The following is a 21,536-nucleotide window of genomic DNA, read 5'->3' on the forward strand; positions in this document are numbered from 1 at the left end:
GGCGTTTTTTCGTTTCTTCGCGCTGCCTCCATGACCTCCAGTTTCATGCGCACGGCCCTGGTTCTGGGACTGCTGACCGCCATCGGCCCGTTCGCCATCGACATGTACCTGCCCGCCTTGCCCGCCATCGGGCAAAGCTTGCACGCGGACACGGGCGAGGTGCAATGGAGCCTGATGGCTTTCTTCCTGTCGCTGGGCTTGTGCCAGCTGATCTACGGGCCGTGGTCGGACATGGTCGGGCGCAAGACGCCGCTGTATGTGGGGCTGGTGCTGTTCGCGGTGACCAGCGTGGCCTGCGGCCTGGCGCAAGACATCCACACCCTGACGGTCTGGCGCTTCATCCAGGGCATCGGGGCCTGCGCCACCATGGCCATCCCGCGCGCCATCGTGCGCGACCTGCACACCGGCACCGATGCCGCCCGGTTGATGTCCCTGCTCATGCTGGTGTTCAGCGTGTCACCCGTGCTGGCGCCCTTGGCAGGCAGCATCGCCATCGAACTGGCCAGCTGGCGCGCCGTGTTCTGGGCGGTCACGGTGGCGGCGGTGCTGGGTCTGGTGCTCACGGCAACCATGTTGCCCGAAACCCGCCCACCCGCTGACCGCATTGGCAGCAACCTCGCCAGCGCCTGGGCGGGCTACGTCACCCTGATGAAGGACCGGCACTTTCTGGGGCTGACCTTCATTGGTGGCTTCGGCATGGCCAGCTTTTTCGTCTACCTGGCCAACTCGTCCTTCGTGCTGATCCAGGGCTATGGGTTGACGCCAATGCTGTACAGCTTCTTCTTTTCGATCAATGCCGTGGCTTTCATCGGCACGGCGCAACTCACCGGCTGGCTCACCAAGCGATTTGGCATGCAGGGCGTCGTCAAAGTCGCGGCCATGGGCTACGTGCTGCCCCTGATCGTGCTGTGGGTGGTGTTTGCCATGGGCATGCAGCGTCTGGACGTGCTGGCCATCTTGCTGTTCATCGGCTACGGCTTCCTGGGCCTGATCATCCCCACCACCTCGGTGCTGGCGCTGGACAACCATGGCGCCATTGCTGGCACCGCCTCGGCCTTGCTGGGCACTCTGCAAATGGTGACCGGTGCGGTGGTGGTGGCGCTCATGGGGCTGTTCATGGACGGCTCAGCGCTGGCCATGGTAGCGGGCATCACCGTCTGCGCACTGATCACCTGGGCCTTGACCTTCCTGACCCTGCGCTCGCATGGGCATGCTGCGTCCTGAACGGCCTACCGGAACACGCTCACGGCCTCGACCAATCGCGCCGCCTGCTCTTTCAGCCCTTCAGACGCAGCGGCGCTTTGCTCCACCAATGCCGCGTTCTGCTGAGTGATCTGGTCCAGGTGGCTGACCGCCTGACCCACTTGGGTGATGCCGCTGCTCTGCTCGCGGGTCGCGGAACTGATCTCTGCGATCAGATCCGACACCCTTTGAACTTGGCTGACCACCTCGTCCATCGTTTTGCCGGCGTCGTCCACTTGCTTGGAGCCCGACTCCACCTTCTCGACGCTGGCATTGATCAGATGCTTGATCTCCTTGGCCGCCTCGGCGCTGCGTTGCGCCAGGCTGCGCACCTCGCTGGCCACCACGGCAAAGCCGCGCCCCTGCTCGCCCGCACGCGCGGCTTCCACCGCCGCGTTCAAGGCCAGGATGTTGGTCTGAAAAGCAATGCCATCAATGACCCCGATGATGTCGGCGATCTTCTTGGAACTGTGGGTGATGGCGTTCATGGTGTTGACCACGTCGGCCACGGCCTTGCCCCCCTTGCCCGCCGCCTTGCTGGCCGTGCCCGACAACTCGTTGGCCTGGGTCGCGGTGTCGGCGCTGCTTCTCACGGTGGCCGTCATCTGCGTCATCGTCGACGCGGTTTGCTGAACGCTGGACGCGGCAGCCTCGGTGCGCGAGGCCAGGTCGTTGTTCCCCTGCGCTATCTCGTTGATGGCCGTCTGCACGTTGACGACCTGCTCACTGACGTCATCGATCAACCAGCGGAACATCAAGCCCAATTGACTGATCGCGCGCAAGGTCAAACCGACCTCGTCGACACGGTTCATGTGGACAGCGTTTTGCGTTTCGCCCGAGGCCACGCGCAGGGCTTGCTGACACATCTGCTCCACAGGCCGGGACACTTGCGCTTCCAGCCACCATGCGGCCAACAGCGACAACACAGTCATGCCCGCGGCGAAGCCCGCCACCGCCATGCCACCCAAGCCCAGCACCCAAGCACCGATCACGCTGGCCGGCAGCATGGCCAGCAAGGCCGACCGAATGCGCCACCGCACCGGCATGGTCTGCAGCAGCGAGGTCCAACCCATGAGACCAGTGCGCACCACCAGCCCCTTGTGAAACTGGCGCCCTCCGGTCTGGCCGTCCTGGAACTTCTTGTACAGGCCTTGTGCCGCGTCAATTTCTTCGCGAGAAGCCTTGGTGCGCACCGACAGGTAGCCCGTGGGCCGACCATGGCGAACCACAGGCACAGCGCTGGCGCGCACCCAGTAGTGGTCACCAGTTTTGCGGCGGTTTTTCACGATGCCCGTCCACGGCTGACCCGCCTTCAACGTGGCCCACATGTCGGCGAACGCCTCCTTGGGCATGTCCGGGTGCCGGACCAGGTTGTGGGCTTGCCCCTGCAACTCTTCACGGCTGTAACCGCTGATCGACACAAATGCCGCGTTGGCGTAAGTGATGTGGCTTTGCACATCCGTCGTCGACATCAAGGTCGTGTCAGCGGGAAAATCAAACTCTTGTTGGGTGACGGGCTGGTTGTTGCGCATGAGGTCGGGACGGTGATCAGGGAAGCCACCTTGTTATCGGCTGGAATGCCCCCGACTTCATCTCATCATTTCGGTCAAATCGACGTTTTTAGCCGCCCGCGCGCTTCACCGTCCAGCCCTGTTTCTGCAGAAACGCCATGACCGTTTCGACATGGTCACCCTGCACTTCCACCACGCCATCCTTGACGGTGCCGCCACACCCACACGCGGCCTTGAGCTGTTTGCCCAACTGGTGGAGTGCCACCTCGTCCAGCGGCACGCCCTTGACCAAGGTCACGCCCTTGCCCTTGCGACCCTTGGTCTCGCGCGACACCCGCACGATGCCATCCGACGCAGGCAGGTTCAGCTTTTTGCTGCACACGCATTGCGCAACAGCTTGGCGGCATTCGGGGCAAGTGCGGCCCAGTTCGGTGGAGTAAACCAGCCCACCGCTGGATTTTTGAGGTTTCATGGCCTTGATGGATCTCTGTCACAGGGTTGACACCATACAGCGATACCGTCGACGCCATGAGCCCGACCGATGATGACTTGATCCGCCGCATCCACCGCGATCTGCAAGACAGCTACGACGAAGAGTTGGAACTCGAACTGGACGATGGCAACGACACCGACAAGGAAGGCCGCAAGCAGTACTTCAACGAGCTTTTCCGCCTACAAGGGGAACTCGTCAAGCTGCAGGACTGGGTGGTCAGCTCGGGTCACAAGGTCGTCATCCTGTTCGAAGGCCGCGATGCCGCCGGCAAAGGCGGTGTCATCAAGCGCATCACCCAGCGCCTGAACCCGCGCGTGGCCCGTGTGGCCGCCCTGCCCGCGCCCAACGACCGCGAACGCACGCAGTGGTACTTCCAGCGCTACGCCTCGCACCTGCCCGCCGCGGGCGAGATGGTGCTGTTCGATCGCAGCTGGTACAACCGCGCTGGCGTCGAACGCGTGATGGGCTTTTGCACCGACGACCAGTACGAAGAGTTCTTCCGCTCGGCACCCGAGTTCGAACGCATGCTGGTGCGCTCGGGCATTCAGCTGATCAAATACTGGTTCTCGATCTCGGACGACGAGCAGCAACTGCGCTTCATGGGCCGCATCCACGACCCGCTCAAGCAATGGAAGCTCAGCCCGATGGACCTGGAGTCGCGCCGCCGTTGGGAGGACTACACCCGGGCCAAGGAGGTCATGCTGGAGCGCACCCACATTGCCGAGGCGCCTTGGTGGGTGGTGCAGGCCGACGACAAAAAGAAGGCCCGGCTGAACTGCATCCACCACCTGCTGCAGCAAATGCCCTACCGTGAAATCGAACGCCCCGCCATCATCCTGCCGCCACGGGAACGCCACCAGGACTACGCCCGCCAGCCGGTGTCGCCCGACATCGTCGTGCCTGAAATCTACTGAATCTGCCGCTGCTTGACCCCGGATAGAACGTGGCGCACAGTGTCAAAGTCTTGGCACTGAGGACCCATCATGAAACCCTTCATGCTTGAACCGCGCATGCTGACCATGGGCGGTGTGTTCTACCCCACGGGCTATGTGTTCGCCATGTTCCCCAACCTGGCGGATGCCGACAAGGTCGGCGAGGCCTTGCAGGGCGCCGGATTCCACAGCGACGACATCATGCTGCTGAAACCCGAAGCCATCCTGGACCAGGTCAGCCCCACTGTACCGGCCGTGGCAGGCCCCATGCCTTCTGTTGGCAGCGAAGCAGCCACCGTGCGCCAATACACCCATCTGGCGCGCCAGGGCCACTGCGCGCTGCTGGTTCACGCGGCATCTGAACGCAGTACCCAGCGCCTGATGGAGGTCGTGCACACGGTGCCCTTTTCAATGGCCGAGAAGTACCACTTCCTGGCCATGGAGCGGCTGCACTGAGGCTGGCACCGGGCGGTGCAGGTCAGCCCGCTGATAGGGATACTGCCGCTGAGACAGCACCAAGGCCACCTTGATGACCGTTTGGTGCGTGTTGAAGGGCAGGCTGACAAAGGGCATGGCCGCCAACCAGGCGGCAGCGGTCAGCCATGCCCACCGTGGAATGCGCAGATGGGCCGGAGCCCTGAACCTCATGGCGCAAACGCTAACCAGGCATCCCAGAAGAAATCCCAACACCGTTTCAGACACCGAGTGCGCGTGGGTAGTGATGCGGGACACCGCGATCAGTGCGGCCAGGGCCAAGCCCATGGCCGCCCCCCACCAGGCGGTCGAGGCCTGCCTCCGGCGGGCAAAGACATGTCCCAGCACAGGGTAGATCGCCGCGGACAGCATGGCATGCCCCGAAAACCCAGTGAAGTCCAGCCAGGCAATGCCCAGCCCCCAGCCCAGGAAGGCAATCTTGGAGACCGAGGTGACGCCGATGGCCAAGCCCAAGGCCAAAGCCCAGGACCGCACCACGCGATGGGCATCAAACGCCATGAACACCAGTACCAGCGCGAAAGCGATGGGCAGGACGATGGGCGATTCGCCCAGGCGTGAAATCCAGAACCAGAAGGTATCGCTGCTCAACATGTGCACCAGTGCCGCGTGAATGGATGTGAGCATCCTGGGACGCTTTGGTTCCCATTCCGAGCGTGTAAATTGCGCGGATTATGGAGAGTCAACGTCCTCGGCCCTGATCTTCGCGGGGTTGGGGCTCCTGGGGCACGCAGATGATGCTGTAGCACCACTCGATGTCGCGCAAAGGCGTGCGCACCTCAGCCTGCTCGATGCGCAGGTCAAAGGGCGCCTGCAAACCTACCAGGTTGAAGTCCGCACGGTTCAAAACATCGGCCTGCAGCGTGGCGTGAACAGGCACCGTCAGGTGCATGGTGGTGCGCACAGGCACCTTGATGGCATCGCTCACCTGGCCACTGACCTTCACATCCAGCGCCAAAGGCAGCTGCACCTTGATGGGTACAGTCAAGTGCACCGGCACGTTGAAAGTGACGGGCACCATGACGTTCATGGCTGGCAGCCAAGACACCACCGGGATCTTCATCTGCACCTCGGTCGACACGGGGATGTCCTGGTCAAAACTGATGCTGGTGTCCACCGGCACGGTGGTGTTGATGACGGCCTGGGCGCTCAGCTGGTTCAGCAACTGCACGCTGACCACCTGGTCGATGGGCACGGCCACCTTGGACCGGGTGTCCAGTCGCAGGTGCAGAGGAGTGTGCACCTCAGCCCGCGCGGGCATGCCCGTCGGCAGACGCAAGGTAACCGTTTGATGGCGCAAAGCCACAACAGACTGCCAATGCTCGCGCACCTGCCAGGCCGCGGCCGCCATCAAAGCCACCCAGATCAACGCCGCGCTGGTCATCACCAAGGCCACATCGCGCCGACGCACCGGTCGGTGCCAACCCCGCCGCGCTGACGTCGTCGTCAAGGCTGCCCCTCTGGCCGACGTTCAAGCTTCACCGCCTGCAGCGGCAACTTGATTTCCATGTGGGTCAGACCAGCCTTCACGCTCTGACTCGGAAAACTCAAGGTCGCGTTGACGGGCGCAGTCACGGGCAGGCTGAAGGACTCACGGATCGGAACCACCGTGTTCATCACCGTGTCGATGCGAGCGCTCAAAGGCTCGGCCAGTCGGATCAACGCCGGGGTGTTCAAAGAGACCGGCACCTGCTTGCGCACCGGGATCACCAGGCGGATGGGCACGTCGGCCTTGAGCGGCACCTTGCCCTGGATCGGCAAAGTGACGGCAAAACCCAGGATGCGCGTCTTGACCTTGGTGTCCAAATCAATCACCTGATCCACATGCAAGGTGTGCTCGATGGGCACGTCAAAGTTGATCGGGACCGAGGTTTCAACGATGACGTTGAGCGGAATGGGATCGGTGATCGGGATGCGGAGTGTTTCGCGAACAGGCACTTTCAAGCGCAGGCTTTGGTCAATGCGCACCTCGATTTTGTTGCTGACCGAGGCCCGCACGGCCAACTCGGACGGCATGCTGATGCTGGCCTCCTGATCGCGCAACACCACGTGGGCGGCCAGATTCTGCCAGGCCCAATGAGCGCCAAAACCGGCCACGGCCGTCATCACAAGCAGCAAGGCCAGGGTGCTCAAGACCAAGGTGCGCCAGGTGAGGTGTGAGGACGGAGGCTCGTGCATATGCGCTCCACTCTACAGCACACCCGTGTGGTCAGATCTTCACTTGAACCACATGGGGGCAGGGCAAACACCGGATCTGCACGGTCGCACGCAGGGCCCCCGCCGCCAGAACAACCTGGTAATCGGACGAAAACCCGCCATCGGCCACCAGGGTGTGGATCCTCCATGGCCCCACACTCAGGCGAGACAACAGGCGCGTGGCACCGTCTCGGGCTGGCGAGACGATGGCCCGCCCTTCGGCCGCCTGGATCAACAAGGCCTCGATGTCCTGGGGGGCAGGCTTGCGGTGCGACACCAGGCGATGGTGGGCGCCAGGGGCATGGCCGCCCAGGTCCAATGCCTTGTCGGCCACGCTGGCTTCATGGGTGGGTTCGGGACTGCTCATCATTGCACCTTGAATTTGAATTTGCCATCCTTGCCCGCGCTCACCTTGATCCGGGCGATGGGCTGCCCCTCGGCCATGCGGGCCAGCACGCTGTCGGCGATTTCGGGCAGCAAGGTGCCATTGAGGATGTGGTCGACCGCCCGGGCGCCCGTGTCCACCTCGGTGCAGCGGTTGAGCACCGCCTCCATCAAGGCCTCGTCGTAGTCCAGCACTGCTTGGTGATTGGCCGCCACGCGCTGCGCGATGCGGTCCAGCTTGAGCCGGATCACGTTGAGCAACACGTCATCGCTCAAGGGGTAGTAAGGGACCACCTTGGTGCGCCCGATGAAGGCCGGCTTGAAGGTTTTATAGAGGGTCGGCCGCAGGGCCTCGGCCAGTGCCTCGGCATCGGGCAGCTCGCTCACCGCCTTCATCACCGTGCCACCGGCTGCTTCGTCATGCTTGAAACAGGCTTGCATGATGCTTTGCGAGCCCACGTTCGAGGTCAGGATGATGACCGTGTTGCGGAAGTCGATCTCGCGGCCTTCGGCATCGTCCATCAAGCCTTTGTCAAACACCTGGAAGAACATCTCCAGCACATCGGGGTGGGCCTTCTCGACCTCGTCCAGCAGGACGACGCTGTAGGGCTTGCGGCGCACGGCTTCGGTCAAAACGCCCCCCTCGCCGTAACCCACATACCCGGGGGGCGAGCCTTTCAGGCCGCTGACGCTGTGCGCCTCCTGGTACTCGCTCATGTTGATGGTGATGAGGTTGCGCTCGCCGCCGTACAGGATGTCGGCCAAGGCCAATGCGGTCTCGGTCTTGCCCACGCCGCTGGGGCCCACGAACAGGAACACGCCCTTGGGCTTGTTGGGATCCTCCAAGCCAGCACGTGCGGTGCGCACGCGTTGGGCGATGGCGGCCAAGGCGTGGTCCTGGCCAATCACGCGCTCTTGCAAGGTGGTGTGCAGCAGGCGCACGGTCTTGATCTCGTCCTTGACCATCTTGCCCAGCGGGATGCCGGTCCAGGCCGCCACGATCTCGGCGACCACATGGCCGTCAACCTGCATGGGCACCAGGGGCGCCTCGCCTTGCAAGGCGGCCAGCTCGGCCTGCTTGAGCGACAACAACTCATGCTCCGGGCTAGCGTGGGCGATGGCGATGGCCGCTTTCTTGCGCCCCCTGGTGGCCGCCTTCGCCCCATCATCGTGGGCCGATGCGAGAGCATCCGGCTCGCCAGCACTGGCGCGGTCTTCAAGCTTGGCGCGCAGATCACGGATGTCGTTGACGAGCTGCTGCTCGAAGGTCCAACGTTCTTCGTCCAAGGCCAACGTGGCCTGGATGGCCTCGCGTTCCACCTGCAACTCGTCGAGGCGGGCACCATGGCGCGCGCCGCTGGCAACCTCGCGTTTCAAGGCGCTGGATTCAGCGTCCAGGCGCTCCAGAAGTTTGCGCGCGTCTTCAATCCGGGCAGGCGTGGCGCTTTGGCCCAGAGCCACCTTGGCGCAGGCCGTGTCCAGCACGCTGATGGCCTTGTCGGGCAGCTGGCGTCCACTGATGTAGCGGGCAGACAGGCGGACGGCCTCCAGGATGGCCTCGTCGAACAGGCGCACGCCAAAGTGTTTTTCCATCAAGGGTGCCATGCCGCGCAGCATGGCGCAGGCCAGCTCTTCGCTGGGTTCCTCCACCTTGACGACCTGGAAACGCCGGGCCAGGGCCGCGTCTTTTTCAAAGTATTTTTTGTACTCGCCCCAGGTGGTGGCCGCGATGGTTCGCAGCTCGCCTCGGGCCAGCGCGGGCTTCAGCAAATTGGCCGCGTCATTCTGGCCCGCTTGCCCGCCCGCGCCGATCATGGTGTGCGCTTCATCGATGAACAAAATGATGGGATGCGGGCTCCTCTTGACCTCGTCGATCACGTTCTTCAGGCGGTTTTCAAATTCACCCTTGACCGAAGCACCCGCTTGCAGCAGGCCCATGTCCAGCACATGGATGGCCACGCCTTGCAAGGAAGACGGCACATCACCCAGGGCCACGCGCAGCGCCAGCCCCTCCACCACCGCAGTCTTGCCCACCCCCGCCTCGCCGGTCAGGATGGGGTTGTTCTGCCGACGGCGCATCAGGATGTCGATGGCCTGGCGGATCTCCGCGTCTCGGCCGATCACCGGATCGACCTTGCCATCCAGCGCCCGCTGCGTGAGGTTGGTGGTGAACTGGTCCAGCGCCGGGGTCTTGCCCGTCAGGGTGTCGCTGGCATGGGCCTCGTCCTCCTCCGTTGGCGACTGGGCGAGGTGCATTGCCTGCGCAGCCTCCTGCGAGCCCTGTGTCACCTCGGCCAATTTATGCTTGAGCTCCTCCAGCTTGAACCTGGCAAACAGCTTGGACCCGCGATAAGCCAACTGGCTGAGCGAGGGTTCGGTCAGCAAGGCCAGCAGCAGGTGGGCGCTGCGGATGCCCGATGCCTGCGACTCCAGCGAGGCGATCAACCAGCCATGCTCCAGCAGCACCGGTAAATGGTTGGAAAACACCGGCGTGCGGCTGTTGCCGGTTTTGAAGCGGGACAGCTCGGACTCCAGGTCACGCTGCAGTTCTGAAGTCGAGACGCCAAAGCGTCGGCACAGCACCACCAGGTCGCTTTGCGGCTGCTCCAGCAGGGCCAGGAACAGGTGCTCCAGGTCCACCTCGTAGTGCCCACGGCCCATGCACAGGCTGGCGGCACGCTCCGCCGCGCGGCGGGTGGTGTCATTGAGTTTGGAGATCAAGGTCTTGAGGTTCTGGCTCATGGGGATGACAGCGTTGAATGTTCTTGTGATGACGTGAGGTCAAGCCGCCGCGTGGATGTCATAACGCACATCGGCGCGGTCTTCGTTGGCAGGCCTGGTTTGCAAAAAGGTGTCCCAGCCCAGGCGGGCTTCGGTGGGCGCCCGGTCAGAGTTCAGCGAACTGCCCCGCACTTCGTCCTGCCGCAAGCGCACATTCACCTCGAACTCCAGGCTCACCCCGTTCAAGAGGGTCAGCAACTCGCGCAAGGCCAAAGCGCCGGGTGCGCCGGGCAAGAAGCGCCGGAACCGAACATGGTCCAACGGGCCCAGCACGATGCGCATGCGCAAATCGCGCTGCCACACCCGCTCGCCCAACATGACCGATTGCCCCAGGCCGCCATTGCCAGAACGGCCCAGGTAGTGGCGGCCAGCCTCGGGCAAGGTGTACCAGCGACCCACGAACTGCTCCAGCGCCACCGGCACGTCCAGGTAGCCTTGCAGCACCTGCTGCAACTGGCGCGCCGACAAGGTGCGTTGCTGCAAGGTGCCTGAATAAAAAGCCAGCGCCTCGTCGGCCACGCCTGTTCGCTCGGCGTCGTGTCGACCGCGCAGCGACTTCTGCCCGAGGCCCGCCAAGGCCAATGCCATCGGCATGAAGCGCTGGCGGCGATCGCCCTCGTACTGGATGTGCAGGCGGTGTTTCTTCCAGGCTTGGTAGAACAGCATCACCGCTCGGTGGCTGAACACGTCCATGAAGGCGCGCGCGGCATGGTCCTTCTGATACAGCTCGCGCTGAGCCAGCGACTCGGTGTAGAACAGCGGCAAGGTGCCAGTGACCCCCAACAGGCCCATGAACGCGGGCGTCAGGTCGATGCGCTCAACGTCTTCAGGGCCTTCAGGATGCTCGGCCGCACTGCCATCGGCACGCCGATGCACCAGCAAGGTTTCAATCTCGCTGGCAGGAAAGGCCAGCGAGATTGAATTACGGAAGTTCAGCTTGCTCAAACCTTCGGGCGTGACCAGCCAGCGTTCCAGCAGGCGCACTGCCTGGAAGAAACCAAACCGCTGCGGTTCACGCAGCAGTTGCTCGATCACACCAGCGGTTTGTCGCCGTTGCGGGGCGGACATGTCAGCACCTCTTCTTGCGTGCGCGCCGACACGATGGTCAACTGCGTGAAACTATTGACGTGAACATAAAGACCAAAGAAATGGTCCATCACCGCGGCCAGCAGGCCCAGGCCGGTGCCCACGAAGCTGTCTTCGTCCACGGTCAAGCGCACCTGGGTGCCCCGCACAAAGGTCGCAAAGGGCTCACCAGGCAGCCAGGCCGTGGTCGGGCGAAATGCCACCGCCACCAAGCCATCCACCTGTCGGCGGTTGGAAGCGCTGCGCGGCAGGTCGTACAGGCGCAGCATTTCCTTCAAGGCGTCGATGCCGCCTGAGGACAAGGACAAATGGTTCAAGGACAAGTGCGAGATCAAGCGCCACAACGTGCCGCGCCCACGCTCAAAGCGTTGACTGGCCGTGGGCTTGCGCAGCATCCTGATCTCACGAGCCAGGCTACCGCCTTCCAGGCTCAGGTCACCACCTGGCGCCCCAAAAGCCAACAAGGTGGGCAAATCACGGTTGGTGGCTGTGACGGTCAAAGACAAGGTTTCGGTCTGCGGCAAAGCAGGCTCGAAATCCACGTCCACGATAGAGATCTCGGTTTCGTAGCCCGGGCTTTGCTCGGCCAGATCGTCATCGCGGCGCGCATGCCAATAGCGACCCGGGGCCCGCCCGTCGCCTTGTTGCTTGGAGCGCTGCCGGCGCAGGGCGGCCAGATTGGGGGCCGACGCACTGAGTTCAGCCTCGTCAAACGGCAGCAGGTCGTCGTGCTTGAGCGAAAAGAAGGGGCGAAACTCATCGACCGACTCGCCATGCGGCGTTTGCAAGACGCGGTAAACACGGTCGATGGAGTAAACCTCGTGGCCAAACGCACGGCGGCTGTCGGGCAAGACCGGGTAGCTGGACGTCGTGTGGGTGATGCGGATCGGATCAGCTGGCTGGCTGAACAGGTTGACCACGGGCGTGCAACCCAAAACAAAGCTGCGGGCCTGGATGGTTTCCAGCAAGCGGGACTCGTCCGAGTCGGCGCGGATGCCCGACAGGAGCAGGTGCAAGGTCAAGGATCGCACGCTGTGGACCTCACCATCGCCACCGCCTGCAGGTGCCTGGCACAAGTTGCGCGGCACCGGAACGATCAGGTCAATGAAATTGAACTTGTCGGGGAAAGCGAAGTACTCGGTCAGCAGGCGGTAGGCCGCGTGCGAACGTGCATCGAAATCGATCAGGGCCTCGTCGTCAGCAAAGCCCGCCAGTTGGGGCGTGGGTTTGTCGACCCCGATGGACGCGGCCGACAGCCAGGGCTGGTGAGGCGCCACCTGAGTCATCACGCCCACCACCTTTTGACACAGCGCCTCGCGCAAGACGCTGACCTGCGAAGACTCACCATCCAGGTACACGCGCAAAGGCTGACCGGAAAGAACACTCCAGGACGCCTGGGGAGACAGCAGTTCCAGCGTGATGGACAACACCGAGGTCGCACCGGCAGGCAACCTCGTGCCCTCGGGTGCCAGCACTGAATTGCGGAACGCCGCGCTGGCGATGCGCACCGGCCGCAGTGTGACCGCCTGGGTCGTGCGGAACTTGCAGGTCACGCCTTTGACCGGACGAGCGTTCAGCAGGGTGCCACGGGACACTTCGGCGGACTTGCTCATTTGGCCGGCAGCCGCCCCCAGGTCAAACTGGGCAATGGAACAGGATGGGAAAGGCCGAAGGTAATGCGGGTAGAGCACCTCCAGCATGGATTCAGTGAACAACGGAAAGTCGTCGTCCAGCCGCTTGTGAACACGGGCTGCGAGCAAGGCGAAGGATTCGATCATCCGCTCGACATGAGGATCTTGAGACACGTCATTGGCCAGTTGCAAGCGCCCCGCGATCTTGGGGTAACGCTCGGCAAAGCTCATCGACGATTGCCGCAGCAACGCCAGTTCTCGCTCGTAATGGGGCAGCAAATTTTCCATGGCTAAGCGTTGCGTCCGCGAGAAACTTGGTAGCGTTGGCTGACCGGCTGCAAGACCGCGTCAAAGCTGACGATTTCGTTGGCCTCGTGGGCGATCAACAAGGCCTGGATGGCAAAGTGCAAGCGCTGACCGGGCCCCGGGGTGCTGCTCACCTGCACCATTGGGTTTTGCAGGCGCGGCTCGTGCACCAGCAACGCCGATCGGATGTCTTCGCAAATCAAAGCACGGTCACCCTGGTTGGCCAAGGACAGGGAGACAAAGTCCTTCAAACCAAAAGACAGCAAGGACTGCTGGCAATGCTTGAAGTTGCCCAACATGCCTTCCGGTAGGCCGCACCTTGAATTCAACAACGACTCGACGTCACGTGCCACGCTGTCCTTGAGCTGATCGATCGACGTGTGCCCCCGTTCGTCACGGTGGTCATCGGTCAACTTTTCCAGCAGATTGAGTCCAAACAAAGTCATCATGAAAAAACGGCGGCACGAGGCCGCCGTTTTCCTGTTCAGTCGATCAAGCGAAGGTCGAGGTGTTGGTGGCCAGGTTCCAGGCACCGGTGCCGGTGACCGAACCTTGGCTGCCGTCCAGCTTGGACGCCGAGTAAGCCCAATCCACGGCCGAGTACTTCAGACCGAAGGTTTCCTTGGGGATGCCTTCTTCCGAAACCGTGGGGGCCACGGACGAGATCAGCACGTTCTTCAACTTGATGACCAGGTACTTGACGCGGTCGTTCTTGGTGCCGCTGTTGAACGAACCCGTCTGGCCGCTGGAGCGGTAGAAGGTGATTTCGACTTCAGGGGTCACCAGGCCTTGCGACGCGGCTTGCCACAGCTTGGGGCTGGACGAGTCGATGTCCTTGACGAACACCATTTCGTCGTGCTCGCAACGCTCGGAGGTGTGACCACCGGCGGTCGAAGCCGAAGCCGACTTGGGTTGGCGGATCAAGTGGGCCCAGGAGTCCACTTCGATCGTGGGCTTGGCGTTCTGGCCAGTCGCAGCATTGCTGCCGTGAACGGCGTCACGCACGTCACCCTTGATGGCCGAGTTCTTGAACTCGATGTAGATGTCTTTCATTGTTTTTCCTTCCGTGATGTTTTTAAAGAAATGGATGCGCCTTAGGCACCGCTGGGCAGTTCTGCAACCAGGCGCAGCGACACCGACAACTCATCCAGCTGAAAATGCGGGCGCACAAATGCGACCGCACGGTACACCCCAGGTCGTCCGGGGACTTCCTGCACCTCGATGGATGCCTCCCTGAGGGGGTATTTGGCTTTGGCTTCTTGCGACGCACTGTCGTCGGCCAAAACATACTGAGCAATCCACGCATTGAGGAAGCTCTCAACATTGCCCGCCGAGGCAAAGCTGCCGATCTTGTCGCGCATCATCGCCTTGAGGTAGTGCGCAATGCGGCACACCGAGAAGATGTACTGCAGTTGCGACGCCAAGGTGGCGTTGGCGGTGGCGGCCGGGTTGTCGTATTTTTTGTGCTTTTGAACCGACTGAGCACCGAAAAACGCGGCGTAGTCGGTGTTCTTGCAATGGACCAGGGGGATGAAGCCCAGGTCGCTGAGTTCTTTCTCGCGGCGGTCTGTGATCGAGATCTCGGTCGGGCACTTCAAGGCCACTTCGCCATCATCGGTCTTGAAGGTGTGGGTGGGCAGGTCTTCGACCAGACCGCCACCTTCAACGCCGCGGATGGCCGCGCACCAGCCGTACATTTCGAACGCCGAAGTCAAGCGGGCGCCAAAGGCATAAGCGGCGTTCACCCATAGGTACTTGCTGTGATCGGTGCCGTCGATGTCTTCGACAAAATTGAAGCCTTCGGTGGTGTTGCCATCCTTGGGGTCAAAAGGCAGGCGACCCAGGAAGCGCGGCAAGGTCAAGGCCACATAACGGGCATCCTCGGACTCGCGGAAGGACTTCCACTTGGCGTACTCGACCGTGTCGAACACCTTGGCCATGTCGCGGGGCTTGCCCAGATCGGTGAAGGTGTCCAAGCCCATCAGCTCGGGCGAGGCCGCCGAGATGAAAGGTGCGTGGGCCGCAGCGGCCACGTGGGACATCTGATCCAGGAAGTACATGTCTTCCGCACCACGACCAGCTTCAAAATCGCCGATCAAAGCGGCGAAAGGTGCGCCACCAAAGGTGCCGAACTCTTCTTCGTAGACCTTCTTGAACAAGGCCGATTGGTCAAAGTCAATGGCCGTTTTGAAGTCCTTGACGAGCTCCTTTTTGGTGGCGTTGAACACCTTGATCTTGAGCTTTTCGCCGGTGGAGGTTTGCTTGCACAGGTAGTGCAGGCCGGTCCACGAGGACTCCAGCTTCTGGAACTCGGCGGCGTGCATCACCTCGCTGAGCTGGTCGGAAATCAAGCGGTCGATCTCGGCGATGCGGGCATCCAGCGTGGCCGACAGGTTGTCGGAGACCACCACCGTGCCCTGCAGGACTTCTTTGACCAACTCACCAATGATGTCCTTGGCACGGGCGTGCTCGGTGTCGGTCTTGGCGACCTTGCTCTTGGAAACGATGTCGTCCAGCAGGCTGAAAGCATCGGCGGCCACGGGCAGGCCATTGGATTGCAGTTGTGCGCTCATGGTGTCACTCCTCGGCTTGGTGGGTTTCTGCGCCCAGCTGCTTGAGCTGTTCGGTGTTGCTCAGGACAGCGCCCAGCACGTCTTCCAATTTTTCGTTGCCGGCCATCTTGTTGCGCAGGTCGGAAAGCTTGGTGCGGGCTTCCAGCAATTTGCGCAGAGGCTCGACCTGCTCAACCACCGACTCGGGGCGGAAGTCGTCGATCTTCTTGAAGTCGAGGTTGACGGCGAACTCGCCGCCATCGGCGCTGAGCTTGTTCTTGACGCGGTAGCTGGCGCGGGGCGCCATGCCGGACAGGACTTCGTCGAAGTTATCCAGGTCCACGTTGACGAACTTGCGGTCTTTCAAGCGCACCACTGGCTTGTCAGGATCAGGTTGCCCGGTGAAATCACCCATCACGCCCATCACAAAAGGCAACTCCTTTTGCTCGATCGAATCACCGATCTCGACGTCGTACGTCAATTGAACACGCGGGGGGCGAACACGCTCCAGACGCTTTTGAACACTGTCGTTTTTGGCCATGACAAAACTCCTCTCTGTGGAAACTGATTACTGCAAAGCACCAAAGGGGTTGTTGCGCCCTCCGGCCGCCGGTGGTGCGGCATTGAGCGCGCTCACCGGGCTGGTGGCCTGAGTTTTGGCTGCAGAGGCCACCACCGGTGCGGGAGCGGTGACCACGGGACGGGGGGGTGACGTGATGCGGCGAGCAGCGCGCACGGGCTTGGCCTCAACCGAAGAGGCGGCGGCCAAAGGGGGCACCAGGATGGGCTCGCCCAACGCTTCGCGGATCAACTTAGCCACGCTCTCTGCTTCTGTGCGGGCCGAGCCGTTGACTTCATTGGCCTTGCGCAGCTGCTCAAGCGCCTGAGCACTGACCCGCAAGCCGCTGACGGCCAGGATGCTTTTGGCCGTGAGGTCGGTGGTATCGCGCTGCAAGGTCTCTTGGGCTGCCGTGATGGCCTGGCCATATTGGCGCGCATCAAAATAGATCTGGGCTTTGCGCAACCAAGGTGTTTTGCTGGCCGGATCGACCTTGATGGCCGTGTCCAGCTGCAGCAAGGCGTCTTCGGTCTTGCCCAGCTTCTGGGCTTTGTCGGCCGCATCAAGACGCTCGGTCAGCTTCTCTGCGGTGGCGGCACTGGCTGCGGCTCCATCACCCTGCTTGGGGGCAATGCCGCAAGCCGTCAAGGCACACAGAAGGGAGGCCATCACCGCGCTGAGCAGGCCGCGGCGCACATGGGTATACAACAATTTGGGAACTCCCTGAACAGTTATGTTGAACTCGGCCACACGCTCTCGCTGTGGCCGACAGGACGAATTAAAGCCCAAAACATTCGAGCCACTTCTCCCCCTTTGGGGTGCGTTACAGACTCTTGCATTCGGTTGCAAATGACCCACCCCCTTGATGGGGGATGCCCATGAATCAAGTCATCGGTCTTCTTACACTAGCAGCATGAATACAGGGATGGAGACTCGATTGGCCGCGCTGTTGAGCGCCTGCATGCTGCTAGGTTTGAGTGGCTGCACATCAACACCCCCCCTCAAGGTCGCCCCCACCGAACTTGAGCGGCTGGGCATGCCGAAAGAAGCGGCCAGCGGCTCGGTCATGGACACGATTGGTGACTACAAGGACAAGGCACTGGAAGCGATTGGCCTGAAGAAGCCCGAGCTGCCAGAGGTTCCGGATGTCCAGTTGCCGGACCGCAAGATCATGTGGCGGCTTCATGCCAGTGACTCGCTCAACATCGCACCTTCTGGCGAGCCTGTGGCACTGCTCACCCGCATCTACAAGCTGCGCAGTCCCAATGCTTTCCTGCAAGCTCCCTATGAGGTGTTTGGGGACCCGGCCAAAGAGAAAGCACAGATGGGCGACGATGTGATCGAAACGCGAGAGGTTCAGATGATTCCAGGCCGACACGATGAAGTCCTCGACAAAGTCGCCCGCGAAGTCCGCTACATCGGCATCGTCGCGCTGTTCCGCAAACCAGCGCCGCAACGATGGCGCTATGCGTTTCGCAGTGAATCCGCCGAGAAGAGCGGCCTGTCCATCGGGCTGCATGCCTGTGCCATGAGCGTGCAAGTGGGCGAGCCCATCGGCCAGCCCTTGAACTTGGCGCGCTCCGTGGCCGTGCCTTGTCCTTAGAAAATTCAGTGAGTACACCTTGATCCAGTCACCCAAGATTCTTTGGGGCGAAGGCCTGTTCCTTCGCCCGCAGCACTTTCAGCAACAAGACGCGTACCACGAGTGGCGCCTGTCGCAGATGTCGCGCCTGTTGCACCCCTATGCCTGGGGCGTGCGCCACATCAAGGTCGATCCTGATGCCTTGCAGACCGGCCTTTTGCGCGTGCTGGAGTTGCAAGTGGTGTTCCCCGATGGCGAGTTGTTCAACGCACCTGCCGAAGACGAGCTGCCGCCGCCCGTCGCACTGGATTCGCTGCAGGCCTCCAATTCAAATGGGGCCAGTGGCCAGGAGCCGGTCTTCCACCTGGCACTGGCGCCCGTGCGTGCCAGCGGCACCAATTTCGCCGCATCTCGCGAAGAGGCCGACACCGCTGTGCGCTACTACCGCAGCCACTTGCAAGCCGCCGATGCCTACACCGATGCCGTGACCGCCGAGGTCACCGTGCTGCGCAAGTCCGCCAAGCTGTTGTCAGAGACCGAACCGCGCGCTCACCTGGTGTCCCTGCCCGTGCTTCGCATCAAGCGCACCGCCACCGGCAGCTTTGAGCACGATGGGCGCTTCATCCCACCCAGCCTGAATGTGCAAGCCTCAGCAGCGCTGGTGCTGCACCTGCGCCGTTTGCTGGATGTCTTGCAAGCCAAGGTGGACGCCCTGTATGGCCTGCACCGCGAGCCCAGCAAGAACATCATCGAGTTCAGGTCGGGCGACGTGGCGTCATTCTGGTTGCTGCACACCGCCAGTTCGGCGTTCGCAGGCCTGTCGCACCTGGCCAGGCACCCTGGCCTGCACCCCGAGCGGCTGTTTGAGAAACTGCTGGAGTTGGCCGGGGCCTTGCTGACGTTCTCCAAGACGTTCACCTTGGCCGATTTGCCCGCCTACGATCACCAGAACCCGGGGCCCGCGTTTGTTCGCCTGGACCACATCGTGCGCGAGTTGCTGGAGACGGTCATCTCCACCCGCTACTTCTCGATCGCCCTGACCGAGCATCAACCATCGTTCCACCTGGGGCGCCTGGACTCTGATCAGATCAAGCCAAGCACTCAGCTTTACCTGGGCGTGTCGGCCGCCATGTCGCCCTCGGAATTGGTCGATGTCGTGCCCATGCGCTTCAAGCTCGGGGCGCCCGAGGACGTTGACAAGCTGGTCCTGTCGGCCATGCCCGGGGTCAAGCTCGTGCACGCACCTCAAGTGCCCGCGGCCATCCCGGTTCGGCCAGGTTGCTACTACTTCACGCTGGAGCCTCGCGGATCGCTCTACGAACGCATGCTGCAGGCTCAGTCCATCACGGTCTATGCGCCGTCTGGCCTGAATGAACTCAAGCTGGAACTCATCGCGGTCAACCCGTGATGCGCCCCATGAATGACCACGAGGTGATTTGATGTCCACCGCCACCATCCCCACGCTGAATGCCGTTCGCGCCAAGGAAGCCAGCAGCCTGCTGGACCTGATGTACGACGGCTTTTACCTGCTGTTCCTGCTCAAGGCCAAGCACGCGCCCATTGAGGCCGAGGTGTTTCGCGAACGGGTCAAGCAGTTCCTGACCGCTTTTGAGCGCGGGGCCACCCGCATGCACGCCACCTCTGAAGACATCTACGCCTGCAAGTACGCGTTCTGCGCCACGGTGGACGAGGCCATTCTGATGTCGTCGTTCAAGGCCCGCGAATCCTGGCAGCGTTTGCCCCTGCAGTTGCAATTCTTTGGCGAGCAGTTGGCTGGCGAACAGTTTTTCGTCAAGCTGGAGGACCTGCGCTCACAAGGCGTGGCGCGCGTGGGCACGCTTGAAGTCTTCCACATGTGCTTGCTGCTGGGCTTTCAAGGCAAGTACCTGATCGAAGGCACTGAAAAACTGGGCTACCTGACCGCTCGCCTGGGTGATGAGATCTCACGCCTGAAAGGCAAACGCGCCGCCTTCGCGCCCAGCTGGGCCGCCCCCGACCAGGTGTCGCATCAGCTCAAGCATGAAGTGCCGCTGTGGGTCATCGGCTCGGTGTTCGGACTGCTGTCTTTGCTGGCTTTCGTGGGTCTGCGCTGGAACCTGAATCACTTCACGCAGCAGGCACTGGCCGAGCACCATGACATCGTGCAACTGGCGCCTCAGGTGGCCAACATCACGATCACCTTGCCTTGACACCAGACACACAAAGCAGGCCTCAGCCCTTGGTCCCGCGCTTGCCAGCCAGCTCTCGCAATTGCATCAGGCGCTCGCCAATCTTGATTTCCAGACCCCGTGACACGGGCTGGTAGAACGCTTGGGGCGCCATGCCATCCGGGAAATAATTTTCACCAGCGGCCACTGCATCGGGCTCATCGTGGGCATAGCGGTAGCCTTTGCTGAAGCCCAAATCTTTCATCAACTTGGTGGGCGCATTGCGCAGGTGCAAGGGCACGGGGCGCGTGGTGTCTTGCTTGACCCAAGCACGCACGGCCTTGTAGGCGTTGTAGGCCGCATTGCTCTTGGGCGCCATGGCCAGGTAGATCACGCATTGGGCCAAGGTCAACTCGCCCTCCGGCGTGCCAAGGCGCTCATAGGTGTCGGCCGCGTCCAAGGCCATGCGCAGCGCACGGGGATCGGCCAAGCCGATGTCTTCGCTGGCCATGCGGATCAGACGCCGCGTGATGTAGCGAGGATCAACGCCGCCATCCACCATGCGCACGAACCAATACAAGGCGGCGTCGGGGTCTGATCCGCGCACGGACTTGTGCAGGGCCGAAATGGTGTCGTAGAACTGATCGCCCCCCTTGTCATAGCGGCGCAGTTGTTCGCCCAAAGATTTCTCAAGCGCGGCCTCGTCGATCAGCGCTCGGCCCTTGAGCATGCCGGTCAAGGTCTCGTAGGTGTTGAGCAAGCGGCGGGCATCGCCATCCGCATAGGCGATCAAGCGCGTGGCGGCTTCTGGTGTCAACGCCGCACCTTGCAACGCTTCTTGTCCACGCGCCAGCAATTGCGCCATGGCTTCATCGTCCATGGACCGCAAGACATGCACGGTGGCCCGCGACAGCAGGGCCGCGTTGACCTCGAACGAAGGGTTCTCGGTGGTGGCCCCAATGAAGGTGAACAGGCCTGACTCCACGTGCGGCAGGAATGCGTCCTGCTGCGCCTTGTTGAACCGGTGCACCTCGTCCACGAACACAATGGTCCGCAGGCCATTGCGCTGGGCCAGCACCGCCTTGTCCACCGCTTCACGGATGTCCTTGACCCCGCCCAGCACGGCCGAAATGCTGAGGAATTGGGCCTCGAAGGCCTGGGCCATCAGGCGCGCCAGGGTGGTCTTGCCCACGCCGGGGGGGCCCCACAGGATCATGGAATGGGGCTGGCCGGACTCGAAAGCCACCCGCAAGGGCTGCCCGGCGCCCAGCAAGTGATCCTGCCCGACGACCTCGTCCAAGGCTTTGGGCCTCAGGCGTTCGGCCAAGGGGGCGGCCAAGGCCGCTTTGGCCGCGGCTGAGTCGCGTGGCATGTCTGGTGGATCCAATGGCAAAGACAGGCTTTCTTGCATGCGGTCATTGTCGCCGCTGCAGACCGGACCCTTGCATTGAGGGGGTTCAAGCCGAATCTGTGATCGTGACTAGACAAGCGTGACCGGCCATGACATAATGCGGGTTGACCCGATAACTGCTCGCCTGAATTTTCAGGCAAAACAGCTACCCGAGTTTTCGTTCATCCCCTCTGACCTTTTCAAGCCGAGTTGCACCGTCGGGTGTCAACTGATAGTCGTGTCTTGAGTCTC

Annotated in this window: 21 protein-coding genes; 6 read left to right on the plus strand and 15 right to left on the minus strand. The window is 62.2% G+C overall.

All coding sequences use genetic code 11. The features are described 5' to 3' along the window. The first annotated feature begins 30 nt into the window (after positions 1–30). Entirely contained in the window at positions 31–1,224 is a 1,194-nt protein-coding gene (locus PSV38_RS03800) for a multidrug effflux MFS transporter (RefSeq protein WP_300545025.1), read from the plus strand. Between the two features lie 5 nt (positions 1,225–1,229). Here the strand turns inward: PSV38_RS03800 and PSV38_RS03805 are convergent, their stop codons facing one another. Continuing rightward, entirely contained in the window at positions 1,230–2,774 is a 1,545-nt protein-coding gene (locus tag PSV38_RS03805) for a PAS domain-containing methyl-accepting chemotaxis protein (RefSeq protein WP_300545028.1), read from the minus strand. A gap of 88 nt (positions 2,775–2,862) precedes the next feature. Then, positions 2,863–3,225 carry a translation initiation factor Sui1 gene (locus PSV38_RS03810; RefSeq protein ID WP_300545030.1) on the minus strand — a complete coding sequence of 121 codons (363 nt, stop codon included), beginning with the start codon at positions 3,223–3,225 and terminating at the stop codon, positions 2,863–2,865. Between the two features lie 56 nt (positions 3,226–3,281). Here PSV38_RS03810 and ppk2 point away from each other — a divergent pair, with 56 nt between their 5' ends. Together ppk2 and PSV38_RS03820 are read left to right on the plus strand one after the other, a co-directional pair. Further along, complete coding sequence (gene ppk2 / locus PSV38_RS03815; RefSeq protein ID WP_300545032.1) at positions 3,282–4,160, plus strand: polyphosphate kinase 2; 879 nt, start codon at positions 3,282–3,284, stop codon at positions 4,158–4,160. Between the two features lie 69 nt (positions 4,161–4,229). Next, positions 4,230–4,634 carry a hypothetical protein gene (locus PSV38_RS03820; protein ID WP_300545035.1) on the plus strand — a complete coding sequence of 135 codons (405 nt, stop codon included), beginning with the start codon at positions 4,230–4,232 and terminating at the stop codon, positions 4,632–4,634. Here PSV38_RS03820 and PSV38_RS03825 read toward each other — a convergent pair. From PSV38_RS03825 to PSV38_RS03880, 12 genes are read right to left on the minus strand one after another with little or no spacing between them, the layout of a single operon-like run. Beyond that, a complete protein-coding gene (locus PSV38_RS03825) occupies positions 4,587–5,297 on the minus strand; it encodes a phosphatase PAP2 family protein (protein WP_300545037.1) in 711 nt (236 codons plus the stop codon). The two genes, PSV38_RS03820 and PSV38_RS03825, sit on opposite strands and share 48 nt — an antisense overlap. A gap of 55 nt (positions 5,298–5,352) precedes the next feature. After that, a complete protein-coding gene (locus PSV38_RS03830; RefSeq protein ID WP_300545040.1) occupies positions 5,353–6,120 on the minus strand; it encodes a hypothetical protein in 768 nt (255 codons plus the stop codon). Continuing rightward, positions 6,117–6,848, minus strand: coding sequence for a hypothetical protein (locus PSV38_RS03835; protein WP_300545042.1), 732 nt, complete (start codon positions 6,846–6,848; stop codon positions 6,117–6,119). Before PSV38_RS03835 ends, PSV38_RS03830 begins: the two co-directional genes overlap by 4 nt. A 31-nt stretch (positions 6,849–6,879) precedes the next feature. Further along, positions 6,880–7,233 (minus strand): hypothetical protein, encoded by a 354-nt coding sequence (locus PSV38_RS03840; protein ID WP_300545045.1) that lies wholly within the window; start codon positions 7,231–7,233, stop codon positions 6,880–6,882. Further along, on the minus strand, positions 7,233–9,992 hold the full coding sequence (gene tssH / locus PSV38_RS03845; RefSeq protein WP_300545047.1) for a type VI secretion system ATPase TssH: 2,760 nt from the start codon (positions 9,990–9,992) through the stop codon (positions 7,233–7,235). Before tssH ends, PSV38_RS03840 begins: the two co-directional genes overlap by 1 nt. 39 nt (positions 9,993–10,031) lie before the next feature. Next, positions 10,032–11,099: a type VI secretion system baseplate subunit TssG gene (gene tssG / locus PSV38_RS03850; protein ID WP_300545049.1), complete on the minus strand. Its 1,068-nt coding sequence runs from the start codon at positions 11,097–11,099 to the stop codon at positions 10,032–10,034. Continuing rightward, positions 11,063–13,036 carry a type VI secretion system baseplate subunit TssF gene (tssF, locus tag PSV38_RS03855; RefSeq protein ID WP_300545051.1) on the minus strand — a complete coding sequence of 658 codons (1,974 nt, stop codon included), beginning with the start codon at positions 13,034–13,036 and terminating at the stop codon, positions 11,063–11,065. Before tssF ends, tssG begins: the two co-directional genes overlap by 37 nt. Positions 13,037–13,038: 2 nt before the next feature. After that, positions 13,039–13,500, minus strand: coding sequence for a type VI secretion system baseplate subunit TssE (gene tssE / locus PSV38_RS03860; RefSeq protein ID WP_300545054.1), 462 nt, complete (start codon positions 13,498–13,500; stop codon positions 13,039–13,041). A gap of 46 nt (positions 13,501–13,546) precedes the next feature. Further along, complete coding sequence (locus tag PSV38_RS03865) at positions 13,547–14,107, minus strand: type VI secretion system tube protein Hcp (RefSeq protein ID WP_300545056.1); 561 nt, start codon at positions 14,105–14,107, stop codon at positions 13,547–13,549. A 41-nt stretch (positions 14,108–14,148) separates the two neighbouring features. Next, on the minus strand, positions 14,149–15,627 hold the full coding sequence (gene tssC, locus PSV38_RS03870; protein WP_300545058.1) for a type VI secretion system contractile sheath large subunit: 1,479 nt from the start codon (positions 15,625–15,627) through the stop codon (positions 14,149–14,151). A gap of 4 nt (positions 15,628–15,631) precedes the next feature. Further along, positions 15,632–16,147, minus strand: a complete 516-nt coding sequence (gene tssB, locus PSV38_RS03875; RefSeq protein ID WP_300545061.1) for a type VI secretion system contractile sheath small subunit — start codon at positions 16,145–16,147, stop codon at positions 15,632–15,634. 27 nt (positions 16,148–16,174) lie between these two features. Continuing rightward, entirely contained in the window at positions 16,175–16,876 is a 702-nt protein-coding gene (locus tag PSV38_RS03880) for a hypothetical protein (protein ID WP_300545063.1), read from the minus strand. A 214-nt stretch (positions 16,877–17,090) separates the two neighbouring features. Here PSV38_RS03880 and tssJ point away from each other — a divergent pair, with 214 nt between their 5' ends. The 3 genes from tssJ to icmH are packed head-to-tail and all read left to right on the plus strand — an operon-like array spanning position 17,091 to position 19,936. Further along, entirely contained in the window at positions 17,091–17,768 is a 678-nt protein-coding gene (tssJ, locus tag PSV38_RS03885) for a type VI secretion system lipoprotein TssJ (RefSeq protein ID WP_300545065.1), read from the plus strand. Positions 17,769–17,787: 19 nt separating this feature from the next. Next, the gene (gene tssK / locus PSV38_RS03890; RefSeq protein ID WP_300545068.1) at positions 17,788–19,155 is read left to right on the plus strand and encodes a type VI secretion system baseplate subunit TssK; all 1,368 of its coding nucleotides are present in this window, start codon (positions 17,788–17,790) and stop codon (positions 19,153–19,155) included. A gap of 31 nt (positions 19,156–19,186) precedes the next feature. Further along, positions 19,187–19,936, plus strand: coding sequence for a type IVB secretion system protein IcmH/DotU (gene icmH / locus PSV38_RS03895; protein ID WP_300545070.1), 750 nt, complete (start codon positions 19,187–19,189; stop codon positions 19,934–19,936). Positions 19,937–19,958: 22 nt separating this feature from the next. On the opposite strand, the gene PSV38_RS03900 is transcribed toward icmH, so the two are convergent. Next, a complete protein-coding gene (locus tag PSV38_RS03900) occupies positions 19,959–21,266 on the minus strand; it encodes a replication-associated recombination protein A (protein ID WP_300545072.1) in 1,308 nt (435 codons plus the stop codon). Positions 21,267–21,536: the final 270 nt, after the last annotated feature.

The sequence above is a fragment of the Aquabacterium sp. genome, assembly GCF_029946005.1.
Classification (GTDB): domain Bacteria; phylum Pseudomonadota; class Gammaproteobacteria; order Burkholderiales; family Burkholderiaceae_C; genus Aquabacterium.

Coding starts and splice junctions, on each gene's coding strand:
- PSV38_RS03800 (WP_300545025.1), top strand. CDS start 31: ATGACCTCCAGTTTCATGCGCACGGCCCTGGTTCTGGGACTGCTGACC.
- PSV38_RS03805 (WP_300545028.1), bottom strand. CDS start 2,774: ATGCGCAACAACCAGCCCGTCACCCAACAAGAGTTTGATTTTCCCGCT.
- PSV38_RS03810 (WP_300545030.1), bottom strand. CDS start 3,225: ATGAAACCTCAAAAATCCAGCGGTGGGCTGGTTTACTCCACCGAACTG.
- ppk2 (WP_300545032.1), top strand. CDS start 3,282: ATGAGCCCGACCGATGATGACTTGATCCGCCGCATCCACCGCGATCTG.
- PSV38_RS03820 (WP_300545035.1), top strand. CDS start 4,230: ATGAAACCCTTCATGCTTGAACCGCGCATGCTGACCATGGGCGGTGTG.
- PSV38_RS03825 (WP_300545037.1), bottom strand. CDS start 5,297: ATGCTCACATCCATTCACGCGGCACTGGTGCACATGTTGAGCAGCGAT.
- PSV38_RS03835 (WP_300545042.1), bottom strand. CDS start 6,848: ATGCACGAGCCTCCGTCCTCACACCTCACCTGGCGCACCTTGGTCTTG.
- PSV38_RS03840 (WP_300545045.1), bottom strand. CDS start 7,233: ATGAGCAGTCCCGAACCCACCCATGAAGCCAGCGTGGCCGACAAGGCA.
- tssH (WP_300545047.1), bottom strand. CDS start 9,992: ATGAGCCAGAACCTCAAGACCTTGATCTCCAAACTCAATGACACCACC.
- tssG (WP_300545049.1), bottom strand. CDS start 11,099: ATGTCCGCCCCGCAACGGCGACAAACCGCTGGTGTGATCGAGCAACTG.
- tssF (WP_300545051.1), bottom strand. CDS start 13,036: ATGGAAAATTTGCTGCCCCATTACGAGCGAGAACTGGCGTTGCTGCGG.
- tssE (WP_300545054.1), bottom strand. CDS start 13,500: ATGACTTTGTTTGGACTCAATCTGCTGGAAAAGTTGACCGATGACCAC.
- PSV38_RS03865 (WP_300545056.1), bottom strand. CDS start 14,107: ATGAAAGACATCTACATCGAGTTCAAGAACTCGGCCATCAAGGGTGAC.
- tssC (WP_300545058.1), bottom strand. CDS start 15,627: ATGAGCGCACAACTGCAATCCAATGGCCTGCCCGTGGCCGCCGATGCT.
- tssB (WP_300545061.1), bottom strand. CDS start 16,147: ATGGCCAAAAACGACAGTGTTCAAAAGCGTCTGGAGCGTGTTCGCCCC.
- tssJ (WP_300545065.1), top strand. CDS start 17,091: ATGGAGACTCGATTGGCCGCGCTGTTGAGCGCCTGCATGCTGCTAGGT.
- icmH (WP_300545070.1), top strand. CDS start 19,187: ATGTCCACCGCCACCATCCCCACGCTGAATGCCGTTCGCGCCAAGGAA.
- PSV38_RS03900 (WP_300545072.1), bottom strand. CDS start 21,266: ATGCCACGCGACTCAGCCGCGGCCAAAGCGGCCTTGGCCGCCCCCTTG.